We start from the raw sequence: 14,375 nt of genomic DNA on the forward strand, positions 1-14,375 counted from the left end.
CCGGTTCCTGAAACGGGAAGGGCCCGGACGGGTGAGGTCCGGGCCCTTCGACTTTAAGCGCCCCGCTTGCGAGGCGCGCGCTCAGTTGTCGTGGCTGACTTCCACGTCCTTGGTTTCCCGCACGAACAGCAGGCCGATCACGAAGGTGATGGCGGCCACGATGATCGGGTACCACAGGCCGGCGTACATCTGGCCGGTGGTGACCACGATGGCCAACGAGATGGCGGGCAGGAAGCCGCCGAACCAGCCGTTGCCGATGTGGTAGGGCAGGGACATGGAGGTGTAGCGGATGCGCGACGGGAACATCTCCACCAGCATGGCGGCGATGGGGCCGTAAACCAGGGTCACGTAGATGACCAGGATCCACAGCAGGAAGGTCAGCATCGGCTTGTTGATGGCGGCCTCATCAGCCTTGGCCGGATAGCCAGCGGCCTTCACCGCGTCCGCCACCGCCTTGTCGAAGGCGGCCTTCTTCTCCTTCATGTCCGGCGCCTTGGCGTCGTAGCTGTCGATCACCGTGTCGCCGATTTTGATCTGCGCCACGCTGCCGGCGCCGCCGTCCACTGCGGTGTAGGGCACGCTCTTGCCCACCAGGGCCGCCTTGGCCACGTCGCAGCTGGAGGTGAACTTGGACGTGCCGGTGACGTTCAACTGCCAGGTGCATTCCGCCGGGTCGGCGGTCACCGTGGCCGGGGCCGCCGCCATGGCCGCCTCCAACGCCGGATTGCCGTAGTGGGTGATGCCCCGGAAGATGGGGAAGTAGGTCAGGATGGCCAGGGCCAGGCCGGCCAGGATGACCTTCTTGCGGCCGATGCGGTCGGACAGGCTGCCGAACACCACGAAGAAGGGGGTGGCGAACAGCAGGGCGATGGCCGCCAGCGTGTCGGCGGTGTTGGGGTCGATCTTGAGCGTGCTCTTCAGGAAAATCTGGGCATAGAACTGGCCGCAGTACCAAACGACGGCCTGGCCGGCGACCACGCCGAACAGGGCCAGCAGCACGAACTTCAGGTTATAGAGGTTGCCGAAGCTGTCCAGGATGGGGGAGGAGGAGGTCTTGCCTTCCTCCTTCATCTTCTTGAACAGCGGCGATTCGTCCAGCTGCAGGCGGATCCACAAGGACACGGCCAGCAGAGCCAGGGACACCAGGAAGGGAATGCGCCAGCCCCATTCCTTGAAGTCCGCCTCCGGCAGGCTGGTGCGGCAGGCCAGGATGACCAGCAGCGACAGGAACAGGCCGCCGGTGGCGGTGATCTGGATCCAGGCGGTGTAGGCTCCGCGTTTGCCATGGGGCGCGTGCTCCGCCACGTAGGTGGCCGCACCGCCGTACTCACCGCCAAGCGCCAGGCCCTGCAGCAGGCGCAGGGAGATCAGCAGGATGGGCGACAGCACGCCCACCGACTCATAGCTGGGCAGGAAGCCGATGACGGCGGTCGACAGGCCCATGATCACGATGGTGACCAGGAAGGTGTACTTGCGGCCCACCAGGTCGCCCAACCGGCCGAAGACCAGGGCGCCGAAGGGGCGGACGAAGAAGCCGGCCGCGAAGCCCAGCAGCGTGAACACGTCCTTGGCGCCCTGCGTGGGCAGGCCCGAGAAGAACCGGGCGCTGATGATGGAGGCCAAGGCGCCATACAGATAGAAATCATACCACTCGAACACGGTGCCGAGGGACGAGGCGAAGATGACCTTGCGCTCCTCCTTCGTCATGCGGGTCGAGGCCCCACTGGTACTGCTGCTGGCGATGGTCGCCATCGTGACTCCTCCCATGGATGTTTTAATCGTGTGCTGGCGGCGGGGCGGTCCGGGAGGCGCCTCGGCCCCGCCGGTCGAACGCGGGCGTTCGGGTAGGGGGCAGAGGTCGCGCCTGCTGCCGGTAGCCCGCCATCGGGCCAGAATCGGCGTGCCGGATAGCGCTCGGATATCTGGCGTTGATGTCAGATTGCTGCCGCTGGCCCCCCTTCGCGTCCGTCCCCTTGGCGCAAGGCGCGGACGCCCTGGCCTGACACTCAACCGCGCCTTGGCGGGCCCCGTTGGCCGGAGCCTCGTGCGGGTTCCCGCTGCCGGGTCCCGCGTTCGCTTGAGGTGTTAGCGCTACCCCCCGCCTGCCCGCGCGGCCATTTGCCGCCTGGACAATTGGTTTCGGCACCGTCTCAAGCCTTGCAAAGGTAACACCTCAGTCTTGACCCGGCAACATGGCAATCGTCCCTCAATGCCCGTCGAATCAAAAGGATAGGGGCTTCTTTCCAACGGTTTGGCGGCTGTCGTAAAAAATTGATGAAGGGTGTTGCATGCCGCCGCCGCACCCGGCAAAGTGCGGCCCGCGTGGGCCTGTAGCTCAACGGTTAGAGCCGGCCGCTCATAACGGTCTGGTTGCAGGTTCGAATCCTGCCGGGCCCACCACTTTTTTCAAAGGCATAGCCATTGGCGGCGGGATGCGCTCTAGGCTCATAAGTGAGCTTTAAGTGCAAAACGCGGGGGCGAACATTCGAGGACGGTCAAGTCATTACCGTCTTGGTACGGCCCGTTTGCGAGCTTTTTTCGACACGCCAATTCAGTCCCACAAACACGAGAGCGGCGCGGCGGCCAGCTTGTCCCCAAAGGGAACGAAGTCGGCGCTGTCATATAGGATGACGCCATAAGCGAACCGCTCCCTGCAGGCTTCAGCTAACGCCTTCAGGCCGGTGAAATCGGTGGCCTTGACGGTGGCGCTGGCCTTGACCTCGATGCCGACGATCATCCCATCATCGCGCTCCAGGACGACATCCACCTCGCGGCCGTCGCGGTCCCGGAAATGGTGGGCGGTCACCCGCAGGTCTGAGCCGCTGATGAGCTTCAGCACTTCCGAGAAGACGAAGCTTTCCAGCAGGGCGCCGAAGGCCGTGCGGTCAGCCTTTATCCGGTCGAACGTAAGCCCCCGCACGGTCGCCAGCAGGCCGGAATCCAGGAAATGCAGTTTCGGCGTCTTGATGATTCGCTTCAGGGCGTTGGCGAACCAGGGCTGCACCGTCGCGACCAGGAAAACCTGCTCCAATAGCCCGACGTAGCGCTGGCCGGTCTTGTGGCTGACGTTGATGCCCGCGCCGAATTGCGAGTAGTTGACCAACTGGCCGGCGTGCTCGGCCAGCAGGCGCACGAATTTCGGCAGTTCGGTGAGCTTTTCCACATCGGCGATGTCCCGCAGGTCCCGCGTCAGGATCGATGTGAGGTAGGCGCGCGCCCAATCTTGTCGGCGCCGTTCGCTGTCGCGGCTGATCGCTTCCGGGTAGCTCCCGGCCAGTACGAGGCGGACCATATCGTCACCGACCAGCGCGTCTGGTTGAGGGCTTAGCCTGCCCTCGAACAGGCGTTCCAGGAAGCTGGGCGTCCGGCCAGCGATTTCGGCCCTGGCCAACGGCAGCATCCGGATGGTTTCCATCCGCCCCGCCAGGCTATCGGCGATCTTGGGCAGGGTGAGTACGTTGGCGGAGCCCGTGAGCAGGAAGCGGCCTGGGCGATAGTCCTCATCAATGGTCCTCTTGATCGCCAGCAACAGGTCTGGCGCGCGCTGCACCTCATCGATGATGGCCTGATCCAGGCCCCGGATGAATCCAGCCGGATCGGATTGGGCGGCGGCGAGGGCGGTTTGATCATCGAGCGTGATATAGGTGCGGCTGTCCGTTCCCATCTTGCGGACGAGCGTGGTCTTGCCGGCCCGGCGCGGCCCCACGACCAGGACGACGGGGGTGTCGGAAAGGGATTCCTCCACCCGATGCGCCACAAACCGCTCGAACATGCTTACCCTCAAAGCGCCGGCTGATTGGGACTATCAGCGTCGGCTGATTGGAAGTCAACCATCCGCCAATTGGGAGTCACATGGGTGCTATCTGGCGGCCACGGGCCGCCCGTCCGTGGCGGAATCAGTCCCGCGCCAGGGGGTGATCTTTTCGAACATGGCGGCCGCCAGGTCCCGCCGCTCGCGATATGCCGTGTCCCGCCCTCTCGCCAAGTCCTGATTTCTCAAGTCCCTCTTTTCCCGTATCGTCTTTGCCTACGCGGCCCTGGATGCCGTCCGGTAACGATAAGGGGGATGGCATGGCGGTTGAGCGCTGGGACGGTCTGGCCGGCGGGATGGGCCGGCGCACTGTGTTGATGGGGGCGGGTGCCGCCCTGGCGCTCGCGGGCTGCGCGGTCAAGGGGGAGGATGGGCGGCATGGCGGCATCTCCGAAGCGGCGCGGTCGCCCCTGATGCTCACGCCCATCCGGGCCACGCCCGACCGCATCACCCGCGTCACCGTCTGCACGCGCCCCTTCCGCCCCCAGGGCCCCCGGCTGGAGGTGGAGCGCATCGGCCAGAAGCTGGTGGTGCATCACTATGGCCATGGCGGCAGCGGCTGGTCCCTGTCCTGGGGTACGGGGCTGGTCGCCACCGAAAGGGCCATGGCCCTGGGCGAGCGCGACATCGCCGTCATCGGCTGCGGCGCAATCGGCCTGACCACGGCGCTGCAACTGCAGCGCGCCGGCGCCAAGGTCACCATCTATGCCAAGGATCTGCCGCCCGACACCCGGTCCAGCCTGGCTACCGGCGTGTGGTCGCCGGATTCGCGCATCTGCCTGGAACAGTACGCCACGCCGGAGTTCAAGGCGCTGTGGGCGCGCATGTGCCAGACCTCCTTCCAGGCCTACCAAAGCCTGCTGGGGCTGCCCGGAACGCCGATCGAGTGGGTGGACAACTATAACGTGGCCGACCCGGCCAGCCACGAGCGGCAGGAGGAGGGGACCGACACCCGGCCCCCCTTCGCCGACAGCTTGCAGCACGATTTGCTGCCCACCCTGACGCCGCACCCCGTCGAGGTGCCCGCCGGCCTGCATCCCTTTGGCCGCCGGGTCGTGCGGCGCGGCACGAACATGGTGTTCAACATCTCCAGTTACGCCCGCCTGCTGCTGGACGATTTCCACGCCAACGGCGGCCGCATCGAGGTGCAGGAGTTCCACACGCCGGCGGATTTCGCCAGGCTGCCGCAGAAGGTGCTGGTGAACTGCACCGGCTATGGCGCCCGCGCCCTGATGGGCGACACCTCCATCGTGCCGGTGCGCGGCCAGTTGGCGCGCATGATCCCGCAGGACGATGTGCACTATGGCCTGTACTACAACGGCGTGTCCTTCGTGCCCCGGCGCGATGGCTTCGTCTTCCAGGTCATCGGGCCGGACGACTATTACGGCTATGGCGACGACAGCGTGGAGCCCGACCGCCCCCTGGCCGAGCAGGCGGTGCGCACCATCGCCAGCCTGTTCCCGCCGCCGGCCATCGGCTGATCGCCCATCCCGGCATCAAACTTTCCCGCGAGGCGGGATTGATTTATGGCCGCGGCGCCGCACTTTCTAGCGGCAGCCGTGTGCCCCAAGGGTTCAAACTGAGCCAAAAGATGGGGGCCGTCCAGGCCCCGGCTGACATTCAGGGAGGGAAGGGTACCATGTCTCGCGTTTCCGTTATCGCGCTGGCCTTGGGGCTGGTCGCGTCCAGCCTGGCGCTCAGCGCCGGCGCCGCCACCGCGCCGTCGCCCGCCATCACCGCCGCCGTCGCCGATGCCAGCCGCCCGCAGGCCGACAAGGACCGCGATGCCGACCGCAAGCCGGCGGAGATGCTGGCCTTCGCCGGGGTGAAGCCGGGTGACAAGGTGGTGGATTTCATGCCGGGTGCGGGCTATTTCACCCGCCTGTTCGCCAAGGCCGTGGGGCCCAAGGGCCGCGTCTATTCCCTGCTGCCCGGCGAGATCGCCAGCCGGTCGCAAAAGGCCGTCGACGGGCAGAAGGCCCTGGCCGAGGACAAGGCCTATGGCAACATCGTCCCCCTGGTCGAGCCGGCCGCCGCCCTGTCCCTGCCGGAGAAGGTGGACGTGGTCTGGACCTCGCAGAATTACCACGACGTCCACGCCTTCATGGGGGCCGAGACGGCGGCGGCGGTGAACAAGGCCGTCTTCAACGCCCTGAAGCCCGGCGGCGTGTACATCGTGCTGGACCATGCGGCGGAGGCGGGGTCCGGCCTGCGCGACGCCAACACCCTGCATCGTATCGACCCCGAAACGGTGAAGAAGGAGGTGGAGGCGGCGGGCTTCGTGCTCGATGGCCAGGACGACGCCCTGCGCAACACGGCGGACAACCACACCCTGAAGGTGTTCGATCCCGCCCTGCGCGGTCATACCGACCAGTTCGTCTTCAAGTTCCGCAAGCCCAAATAAGCGCTGTCGCTCACGACGGGGCTGCGCCCATGGCACTTTGCCCATTGCGCAGCCCCTTGTTTTTGCGGACCCTTTTCCCCTCTACACAATAAGGGGAACAGGGCATGGCGAAGGGGATGGTGGCGCTGATCGCGGCGCTGGGGATGATGGGCCTGATGGGGGCCGCCGGGGCGGCGGAAACGCCCTATCAGGTGCTGGGCGGTTATGCCCACCATGGCCATGAAGAACGCTTGAACACCCCGGCCGATGAGGTCGCCTGGCTGCGCAAGAACCGCTTCGTCCATGGCGAGCTGGACGATTTCCCCGCCGACGCCATCGTGCTGCACCGGGTGGATATCGAGTCCTACCTGGACCAGGCGGGATTCCAGGGCCACTACACCCACCTGTCCTACGGCTTCACCGACCCCACCGACCTGTGGGTGGTGCGCAAGCCGGGCACGACGCCCTTCACCGTGGTGCGCGGCCTGCCCGGCGCCGGCGGCATCACCACCCAGGTGGCGGAGTTGCAGGCCCTGGGGGCCCGCCGGGTGATCCATGTCGGGACAGCGGGCCTGCTGTCGCCGGACGTGCCCTATGGCCAGATCATCGTGTCCGACGGCTCCTACCGCGATGGTGGCGCCTTCCTGCTGGCCCCCGACGCGCGGCAGCAGGTGGCGCGCCCGGATAAGGACTTCACCGCCCGCGTGCGCGCCGCCGCCGCCCGCTCCGGCCTGCCCAGCGCCCGGGGCATCGGCTACACCATGCCCATCTATTATTTCCAGCCAGGCAGCATCCTGCGCGACCTGCTGGCCATCAAGGGCCCGGACAAGCCCACCTTCGTGGAGATGGAGGAGGGGCCGTTCTTCACCCTGGCCACCCTTATGGGCCTGAAGGCCGCCAGCGTCGTGGTGGGGTCCGACCGCCTGGTCAATGAGGACGGGCGCCTGCACCAATCGCTGTGGGACGGCGACCTGGACGCCCTGGAACTGGCGGCGTTCAAGGTGGCGGTGGCGGCGGTGACCACCCCTTGAGGGTGCTGGAGGGAAGGACACCTGTGACCGGCCTCACCTCGAAAAGCCGTGCGGGCATGCTTAGCTAACCCTTGGCAGTTCTGTCGTGGTTCGAAGAAAGGGCCGGTCCCCCCGTGTCGCTTCCCATTCCCCTGTCCGTTCTGGACCTTTCCCCCATCGTCGAGGGTGGCACCGCCGCGCAGGCTTTGCGCAACACCCTGGACTTGGCCCGCCATGCGGAGGCCTTGGGCTACCGCCGTTTCTGGGTGGCGGAACACCACAACATGACGGGCATCGCCAGCGCCGCCACCGCCGTTGTCATCGGCTACATCGCCGGCGGCACCAAAAGTATCCGCGTGGGCGCCGGCGGCATCATGCTGCCCAACCATGCCCCGCTGGTGATCGCGGAACAGTTCGGCACGCTGGAATCCCTCTATCCTGGGCGTATTGACCTAGGCTTAGGCCGCGCGCCGGGCAGTGACCAGCGCACCGCCTGGGCGCTGCGCCGCGACCGGACGGACAACGGCGACAACTTCCCCCGCGACGTGCAGGAACTGCAGGCCTATTTCCGCCCGGCCCAGCCGGGGCAGGCGGTGCGCGCCGTCCCCGGCGCCGGCCTGGACGTGCCGATCTGGATTCTGGGCTCCAGCACCTTCGGCGCACGGCTGGCGGCGGAGTTGGGGTTGCCCTACGCCTTCGCCTCCCACTTCGCCCCATCCCAGTTGCTGGAGGCGCTGCACGTCTACCGCCAGCATTACAAGCCCACCGCCGCCAACCCCAAGCCTCATGCCATGGTGGGAGTGAACGTCTTCGCCGCCGACACGGACCGCGAGGCGGAGGTGCTGTTCACCTCCCTGCAGGATCGGTTCGTGGCTTTGGCCCGCGGCAACCCCGGCCCCTTGCGCCCACCGCAGCCCGGCGTGCAGTGGAGCCCGGAGGAGCGCGCCTGGGCCGACCAGGCGTTGCGCTATTCCGTTGTGGGTGGGCCGGAAACGGTGCGCCATGGCCTTGGCGCCATCCTGCAACAGACCGGCGCCGACGAGATCATGGTGACCGCCGCCATCCACGACCATGCCGCCCGGCGGCGGTCGTTCGAGATCACGGCCCAGGTGGCCGGGCTGGCGCCGCGTATCAACTGAGGCACCGCGCGACAACCCGAACGTGGAATAAGAAAGGGCCGCATCTCCGGCGTGGGGATGCGGCCCTTCTCGTCACATCATGCGTCTACTTGCCCATGGACTTGTCGCGGGCGGCCTTGAACTCGGCCTTGTCGTACCATTTCGGCCAATCGGTGCCGAAGGCCAGCGGGCGGCTGAGGTCATAGATCATGTTGACCTCCATCGCGCCGCCGCTGAGGTCCAGGTCGGGCGACCATTTGTCCGATGGCTGGTGGTAGTGGAGGCGCGTGAACTCATCCTCCTTCGCCTTGCCCCATTCGGCACCGTGCGCCACGCTGTCGATGCCGCTGTGGGCATAGATCACTGGGATGCCGACCTTGGCCAGGTTGAAGTGGTCGGAGCGGTAGTAGTAGCCGCGCTCGGGAAAGGGCTCGGGGTTCAGGGCCATCATGTGGGCGTCGGTCCAGGCCTTCAGCCTATCCTCCAGATCGGACTTGTGCCCGCCCACCAGCACGATGTCGCGGGTCAGGCCCACGCTGCTCAGCATGTCCATGTTGAAGCCCGCGACCGTCTTGTTGGGCGCGAACAGCGGATGCTGGGCGTAGTATTCCGAGCCCAGCAGGCCCTGTTCCTCGGCAGTGTAGGCGATGAACAGCAGGGTGCGGTCCGGCTTCGGGCCCTTGGTGTAGCGCTTGGCCAGCTCGATCAGGCCGGCGACGCCGGAGGCGTTGTCCATGGCGCCGTGATAGATGGTGTCGCCGTCGATGGCCGGGCCGATGCCCAAATGGTCCCAATGCGCGCCGATCAGCACCATCTCATCGGCACGTTTGGCGCCCGGAATGGTGCCGATGACGTTGTGGGAGACGACGTCACGCTCCGTCGGCGTGATGCCGACCGACATCTTGAGGGGCAGGGGCACGGCCTTGAACCCCCGCCGGGCGGCGCTGTCCTTAAGCGTGTTGAAGTCCAGCCCGGCCGCCTGGAACAGGGCCTTGGCCTGGTCCAGCTGAATCCAACCCTCCACGGCGGAACGGCTTTTCAGCCCGCCGTCGGCCGGCATCAAGGTCAGCTTGGGAATGCTGCCGCCATTGGCGACCACGCCCCATGGGTAACCCGCGGCGCGCGTCTCATGCACGATGATGGCGGCGGTGGCGCCGTGGCGGGCGGCCTCCTCGAACTTGTAGATCCAGCGGCCGTACCAGGTCATGGCGCCGCCGCCGAACAGCTTGGGGTCGCCGGTGGCGTAGCCGGGATCGTTCACCAGGATGACCACCGTCTTGCCGCGCACGTCGACGCCGGCATAGTCGTCCCAGCCGAATTCGGGGGCGGTGATGCCGTAGCCCACGAACACCATGTCATTGTCCTTGACCTGGACATGGGGCGTGCGCTGGCGGGTCCAGACGATCATGTCGCTGAAATACGCCAGCGACAGCGGCTCCGCCTTGGGGCCGGTGATGACCATGGGGCCGTCGGCCTTGCTGACGATCTCCGTCAGGGGGACGTCCTGCAGATAACTGCCGTCCACGGCGGGGGTCAGGCCGATCTTCTTGAACTGGTCCTGAATGTAGGCGATGGCCTTGGCCTCGCCCTCCGTGCCCGGCTTGCGGCCTTGGAAGTCATCGGATGCCAGGATGCGGATGTGATCGGACAGGGCCTGGGCCGTCACCGGCGCCACATCCTTGGTGGCCTTGGCGGTCGCCACCGCCGGCAGGGCCATGGCCACTGCGAGAGCCAGCGCCGCCGTGCCTTTCAGCAGGCGGGCGCGTCTGGTGTGGGTTCGCATGGGTTTCTTGCGTTCCTTATCTTTCCCGGGGCGCGTCCATTGGCGTCCCTCAAACCGCCCATACCCCCTGCCTGGGGTTACAGGCGCCGGCAAGGTTACGGCCCCGCTGGGCCGCTTCCCCGACTGAAAAAGGCCGCCCGCACCCCCTGCCAGGGCGCCTGCGGCCCTTATACTCATTTGCCCTGGGACTTGTCCCGGGCGGCCTTGAACTCGGCCTTGTCGTACCATTTGGGCCAGGCGTCGCTGGTGGCCAGGGCGCGGCTGATGTCGTACCACATGTTGACCTCGACGGCGCCGCCACGCAGGTCCATCGCCGGCGACCATTCGTCCGACGGCTGGTGGTAGTGCAGGCGGGTGTACTCTTCCTCCTTCGCCTTGCCCCACTCGGCCCCATGCTCCACGCTGTCGATGCCCATGCTGGCGTCGATCACGGGAATGCCGACCTTGGCCAGGTTGAAATGGTCGGAGCGGTAGTAATAGCCGCGCTCGGGGAAGGGCTCGGGGTTCACGACCATGCCGTGGGCATCGGTCCAGGCCTTCAGCCGTTCCTCCAGGTCGGACTTCTTGCCGCCGACCAGCACCACGTCGTGCACCGGGCCCAGCACGCCCAGGCCGTCCATGTTGAAGCCGGCCACGGTCTTGCCCGCCGGGTACAGCGGGTGCTGGGCATAATATTCGGAGCCCAGCAGACCCTGCTCCTCCGCCGTGTAGGCGATGAACAGCAGGGTGCGGTCCGGCTTGGGGGCATGGGTGTAGCGCTTGGCCATCTCGATCAGGCCGGCGATCCCCGTGGCATTGTCCAGCGCGCCGTTATAGATGGTGTCGCCGTTCACCGCCGGGCCCACGCCCAGGTGGTCCCAATGGGCGCCGATCAGCACCACCTCATCCGGGCGCTTCGCGCCGGGAACGATGCCCACCACGTTGTGCGAGATGACATCGCGTACGACGGGGGTGATGCCCACCGACATCTTGGCGGTCAAGGGCACGGCCTTGAAGCCGCGCCGGGCGGCGCTGTCCTTGAGGGTGGAATAGTCCAGGCCGGCGGCTGCGAACAGCTCCTTGGCCACGTCCAACTGCACCCAGCCTTCGACGGCCGAACGACTCTGCAGGCCGCCATCGGCCGGCATCAGGGTCAGCTTGGGCACGCTGTTGCTGTTGGCGACCACGCCCCAGGGATAGCCGGCCGCGCGGGTCTCGTGGACGATGATGGCGGCGGCGGCGCCATGGCGGGCCGCCTCTTCATATTTGTAGGGCCAACGACCGTACCAGGTCATGGCGCCGCCGCCGAACAGGGCGGGGTCGCCGGTGGCGAATCCGGGATCGTTGACCAGGATGACCACCGTCTTGCCCTTCACGTCGACGCCGGCATAGTCGTCCCAGCCGAACTCGGGGGCGGTGATGCCATAGCCGACGAAGACCAGGTCGCTGCCCTTGACCTCGGCATGCGCGGTGCGCTGCCGGTTCCAGACGATCATCTGGCTGAAATACTCGTAGGACAGCGTCTTGACCTGGCCGTCCTTGCCCGTCGCCGTGAACACCAGGGGGCCGTCGGCCTTGCTGGTGATCTCCGTCATGGGCACGTCCTGAAGGTAGCCCTGGGCGCCGGGTGCCGGCTTCAGGCCGACCTTTTTGAACTGGTCCTGGATATAGGCGATGGTCTTCTCCTCACCCACCGTTCCAGGCTTGCGGCCCTGGAAGTCGTCGGAGGCGAGGATTTTGACGTGGGCCGACAGGGCCTCGGGCGTTACCGGGGCGGCGTCCTTCGCCTGCCCCGTGGACGGGCTCCCTAGATTGATCGCCAGGACTGCGGCGAACAGTGCCGCCGTGCCTGTGCGTGGTCTCACTCCCATAAGCGTGAATCCCCATTATCTTGGCCATGGCGCCGACCGGGCACATCCGCGATGGCGCCGCTTGGGGCGGCAGCATACGGATGTACCGCTCGGGATGCCATGGCCTGGGGCGGGGAGTCTGACGAAAGTTGGATATTGGATAAGGGCGTCAGGCGTCGACGCGGGTGCCCCACAGGTCGTATTCCTCGGCATGTTCTACCGTCACCTGGACGATGTCGCCCACCGCCACGCTGGTGTCGCCGTTCAGGAAGACGCTGCCGTCGATTTCCGGCGCGTCCGCCGCGGACCGGCCGATGGCGCCCTCCTCATCCACCTCGTCGATGATGACATCGATGGTACGGCCCACCTTGGCCTGCATGCGCTCCTCGCTGATGGCCTGCTGGTGGGCCATCAGGCGGTTCCAGCGCTCCTCCTTCACCTCTTCGGGCACGGCGCCCTCAAGGGCGTTGGCGGGGGCGCCGTCCACGGCCTCATACTTGAAGCAGCCCAGCCGGTCGATCTTGGCTTCCGACAGCCAGTCCAGCAGGAACTGGAAATCCTGCTCCGTCTCGCCGGGGAAGCCGACGATGAAGGTGGAGCGGATGGTCAGGTCGGGGCAAACCTCGCGCCAGCCGCGAATCCGGTCCAGTACCTTTTCTTGGTTGGCCGGCCGCTTCATGGCCTTCAGCACATTGGGGCTGGCGTGCTGGAAAGGGATGTCCAGATAGGGCAGCACCAGGCCCTCCGCCATCAAGGGGATGACCTCGTCCACATGCGGGTAGGGGTAAACGTAGTGAAGGCGCACCCAGGCGCCCAAACCGCCCAGCTCGCGGGCCAGATCAGTCATGTGGGCGCGGACTTTGCGGCCCTTGAACTCGCTCTCGGCGTGGCGCAGGTCCAGGCCATAGGCGCTGGTGTCCTGGGAGATGACCATCAGTTCGCGCACGCCGGCGTTCACCAGCCGCTCCGCCTCCCGCAGCACGTTGCCGGCCGGCCGGCTGGCCAAGTCGCCGCGCAGCGACGGGATGATGCAGAAGCTGCAGCGGTGGTTGCAGCCCTCGGAAATCTTCAGATAGGCGTAGTGGCGCGGCGTCAGGCGCAGGCCCTCGGGCGGCACCAGGTCGGTGTAGGGATTGTGCACCGGGGGCAGGTGGTCATGCACCGCCGACACCACCTGCTCATACTGGTGGGGGCCGGTGACGGCCAGCACGTTGGGGTACATCTGCCGGATGCGGCCCTCTTCCACGCCCATGCAGCCGGTGACGATGACGCGGCCGTTCTCGCGCATGGCCTCGCCGATGGCGTCCAGGCTTTCCTGCTTGGCGCTGTCCAGGAAGCCGCAGGTGTTGACCAGCACCACATCGGCGTCGTCATAGCTGGGCGACACCTCATACCCTTCCGAGCGCAGCTTGGTCAGGATGCGTTCGCTGTCCACCAGCGCCTTGGGGCAGCCCAGGCTGACGATGCCGACCTTGGGCGCGCCAGTCGGGGAGGGGGGCGTGGTGATGAGGGTGGGCTTGCTCATGGCGGCGCTCGGGAATCCAAAAGGGCGCCATCGGCGACGCCTCGCGCCGCATGCGGTCGGCGGAGGTCTCTCTCGAAAGCGCGCTTACTCTATACTATAAGGTGAGCGTCCGCCCCTGGTGGCGCGGGCACCCGTCTGGCCCGGGTATATAGCGGCACCGGGCCCGTTTGCCCATCCCCCGCGCTGTTGGGAGCGCGTGCCAGAGGCGCAGGGGAGGGGTCCGCAAATGTGGGGCCGCCCCCTGTCCTGCACGCACGGCTTGCCCTGTATTTTTACGTGTAGGGCGCTTGACGGGCGGGGCCGACCTCCATATAGTCCGCCCACATTTTTCGAGGGGCAGGCTGTAGGCCGCCCTTGCGGGCTAGACGCTGTCTCTCAAAAAGACCCCCTCGAAAATCTGTATAGCCGCACCCGAGTCCTTGTTCGGACGGCGTTTGCAAGGCCCGCGCGGAGCCAGTTGGTGCTTCGTGACGGGACTTTCGTCGTTCGGGGCATGGGTTTGGGTGCCTTGTTGTTGGAACTGTGAACCGAGAGCGGTAGATGCCGACGATCAACCAGTTGATCCGCAAGTCCCGTGAGGGCGTGCCGGAGCGGGACAAGGTCCCGGCGTTGCAGGAATGCCCCCAGAAGCGCGGTGTCTGCACGCGCGTCTACACGACCACCCCGAAGAAGCCGAACTCGGCGCTGCGTAAGGTCGCCCGCGTGCGGCTGACCAACGGCCACGAGGTCATCAGCTACATCCCGGGCGAGGGTCACAACCTGCAGGAACACTCCGTGGTGATGATCCGCGGCGGCCGTGTGAAGGACCTTCCCGGCGTGCGCTATCACATCATCCGCGGTTCGTTGGATACCCAGGGCGTGAAGGACCGTCGCCAGCGCCGGTCCAAGTACGGCGCCAAGCGTCCGAAGTAAGGAG

The 14,375-nt window shown here is 66.6% G+C and carries 10 protein-coding genes and 1 tRNA gene; 6 read left to right on the forward strand and 5 right to left on the reverse strand.

Annotated elements, in window-relative coordinates; translation table 11 throughout:
* Nucleotides 1-81: 81 nt before the first annotated feature.
* A complete protein-coding gene (locus UCD39_RS24000) occupies nucleotides 82-1,752 on the reverse strand; it encodes an MFS transporter (protein WP_330498188.1) in 1,671 nt (556 codons plus the stop codon).
* Nucleotides 1,753-2,324: 572 nt separating this feature from the next.
* On the opposite strand from UCD39_RS24000, the gene UCD39_RS24005 reads away from it, so the two are divergent.
* A tRNA-Ile gene (locus UCD39_RS24005) sits at nucleotides 2,325-2,400 on the forward strand.
* A 151-nt stretch (nucleotides 2,401-2,551) separates the two neighbouring features.
* Here the strand turns inward: UCD39_RS24005 and UCD39_RS24010 are convergent.
* Nucleotides 2,552-3,772 (reverse strand): ATP-binding protein, encoded by a 1,221-nt coding sequence (locus tag UCD39_RS24010; protein WP_330498189.1) that lies wholly within the window; start codon nucleotides 3,770-3,772, stop codon nucleotides 2,552-2,554.
* Nucleotides 3,773-4,071: 299 nt separating this feature from the next.
* On the opposite strand from UCD39_RS24010, the gene UCD39_RS24015 reads away from it, so the two are divergent.
* From UCD39_RS24015 to UCD39_RS24030, 4 genes are all read left to right on the forward strand, one after another.
* Nucleotides 4,072-5,292 carry an FAD-dependent oxidoreductase gene (locus tag UCD39_RS24015; protein ID WP_330498190.1) on the forward strand — a complete coding sequence of 407 codons (1,221 nt, stop codon included), beginning with the start codon at nucleotides 4,072-4,074 and terminating at the stop codon, nucleotides 5,290-5,292.
* Nucleotides 5,293-5,450: 158 nt separating this feature from the next.
* Nucleotides 5,451-6,215, forward strand: coding sequence for a class I SAM-dependent methyltransferase (locus UCD39_RS24020; RefSeq protein WP_330498191.1), 765 nt, complete (start codon nucleotides 5,451-5,453; stop codon nucleotides 6,213-6,215).
* A 104-nt stretch (nucleotides 6,216-6,319) separates the two neighbouring features.
* Complete coding sequence (locus tag UCD39_RS24025) at nucleotides 6,320-7,225, forward strand: phosphorylase family protein (protein WP_330498192.1); 906 nt, start codon at nucleotides 6,320-6,322, stop codon at nucleotides 7,223-7,225.
* Between the two features lie 113 nt (nucleotides 7,226-7,338).
* Nucleotides 7,339-8,343 carry an LLM class flavin-dependent oxidoreductase gene (locus UCD39_RS24030; RefSeq protein WP_330498193.1) on the forward strand — a complete coding sequence of 335 codons (1,005 nt, stop codon included), beginning with the start codon at nucleotides 7,339-7,341 and terminating at the stop codon, nucleotides 8,341-8,343.
* 85 nt (nucleotides 8,344-8,428) lie between these two features.
* On the opposite strand, the gene UCD39_RS24035 is transcribed toward UCD39_RS24030, so the two are convergent.
* From UCD39_RS24035 to rimO, 3 genes are all read right to left on the reverse strand, one after another.
* Nucleotides 8,429-10,105, reverse strand: coding sequence for a M28 family metallopeptidase (locus UCD39_RS24035; protein ID WP_330498194.1), 1,677 nt, complete (start codon nucleotides 10,103-10,105; stop codon nucleotides 8,429-8,431).
* A gap of 173 nt (nucleotides 10,106-10,278) precedes the next feature.
* Nucleotides 10,279-11,955, reverse strand: a complete 1,677-nt coding sequence (locus UCD39_RS24040) for a M28 family peptidase (protein WP_330498195.1) — start codon at nucleotides 11,953-11,955, stop codon at nucleotides 10,279-10,281.
* Between the two features lie 148 nt (nucleotides 11,956-12,103).
* Nucleotides 12,104-13,459: a 30S ribosomal protein S12 methylthiotransferase RimO gene (gene rimO, locus UCD39_RS24045; RefSeq protein WP_330498196.1), complete on the reverse strand. Its 1,356-nt coding sequence runs from the start codon at nucleotides 13,457-13,459 to the stop codon at nucleotides 12,104-12,106.
* Nucleotides 13,460-13,999: 540 nt separating this feature from the next.
* Here rimO and rpsL point away from each other — a divergent pair.
* Nucleotides 14,000-14,371: a 30S ribosomal protein S12 gene (gene rpsL, locus UCD39_RS24050; RefSeq protein ID WP_004274236.1), complete on the forward strand. Its 372-nt coding sequence runs from the start codon at nucleotides 14,000-14,002 to the stop codon at nucleotides 14,369-14,371.
* Nucleotides 14,372-14,375 lie beyond the last annotated feature (4 nt).

The sequence above is a fragment of the Nitrospirillum karajorum genome, assembly GCF_036348415.1.
Classification (GTDB): domain Bacteria; phylum Pseudomonadota; class Alphaproteobacteria; order Azospirillales; family Azospirillaceae; genus Nitrospirillum; species Nitrospirillum amazonense_B.

Bases quoted from the DNA above. Each gene is read 5' to 3' on its own strand.
- UCD39_RS24000 (WP_330498188.1), bottom strand. From the start codon at position 1,752: ATGGCGACCATCGCCAGCAGCAGTACCAGTGGGGCCTCGACCCGCATG.
- UCD39_RS24010 (WP_330498189.1), bottom strand. From the start codon at position 3,772: ATGTTCGAGCGGTTTGTGGCGCATCGGGTGGAGGAATCCCTTTCCGAC.
- UCD39_RS24015 (WP_330498190.1), top strand. From the start codon at position 4,072: ATGGCGGTTGAGCGCTGGGACGGTCTGGCCGGCGGGATGGGCCGGCGC.
- UCD39_RS24020 (WP_330498191.1), top strand. From the start codon at position 5,451: ATGTCTCGCGTTTCCGTTATCGCGCTGGCCTTGGGGCTGGTCGCGTCC.
- UCD39_RS24025 (WP_330498192.1), top strand. From the start codon at position 6,320: ATGGCGAAGGGGATGGTGGCGCTGATCGCGGCGCTGGGGATGATGGGC.
- UCD39_RS24035 (WP_330498194.1), bottom strand. From the start codon at position 10,105: ATGCGAACCCACACCAGACGCGCCCGCCTGCTGAAAGGCACGGCGGCG.
- UCD39_RS24040 (WP_330498195.1), bottom strand. From the start codon at position 11,955: ATGGGAGTGAGACCACGCACAGGCACGGCGGCACTGTTCGCCGCAGTC.
- rimO (WP_330498196.1), bottom strand. From the start codon at position 13,459: ATGAGCAAGCCCACCCTCATCACCACGCCCCCCTCCCCGACTGGCGCG.
- rpsL (WP_004274236.1), top strand. From the start codon at position 14,000: ATGCCGACGATCAACCAGTTGATCCGCAAGTCCCGTGAGGGCGTGCCG.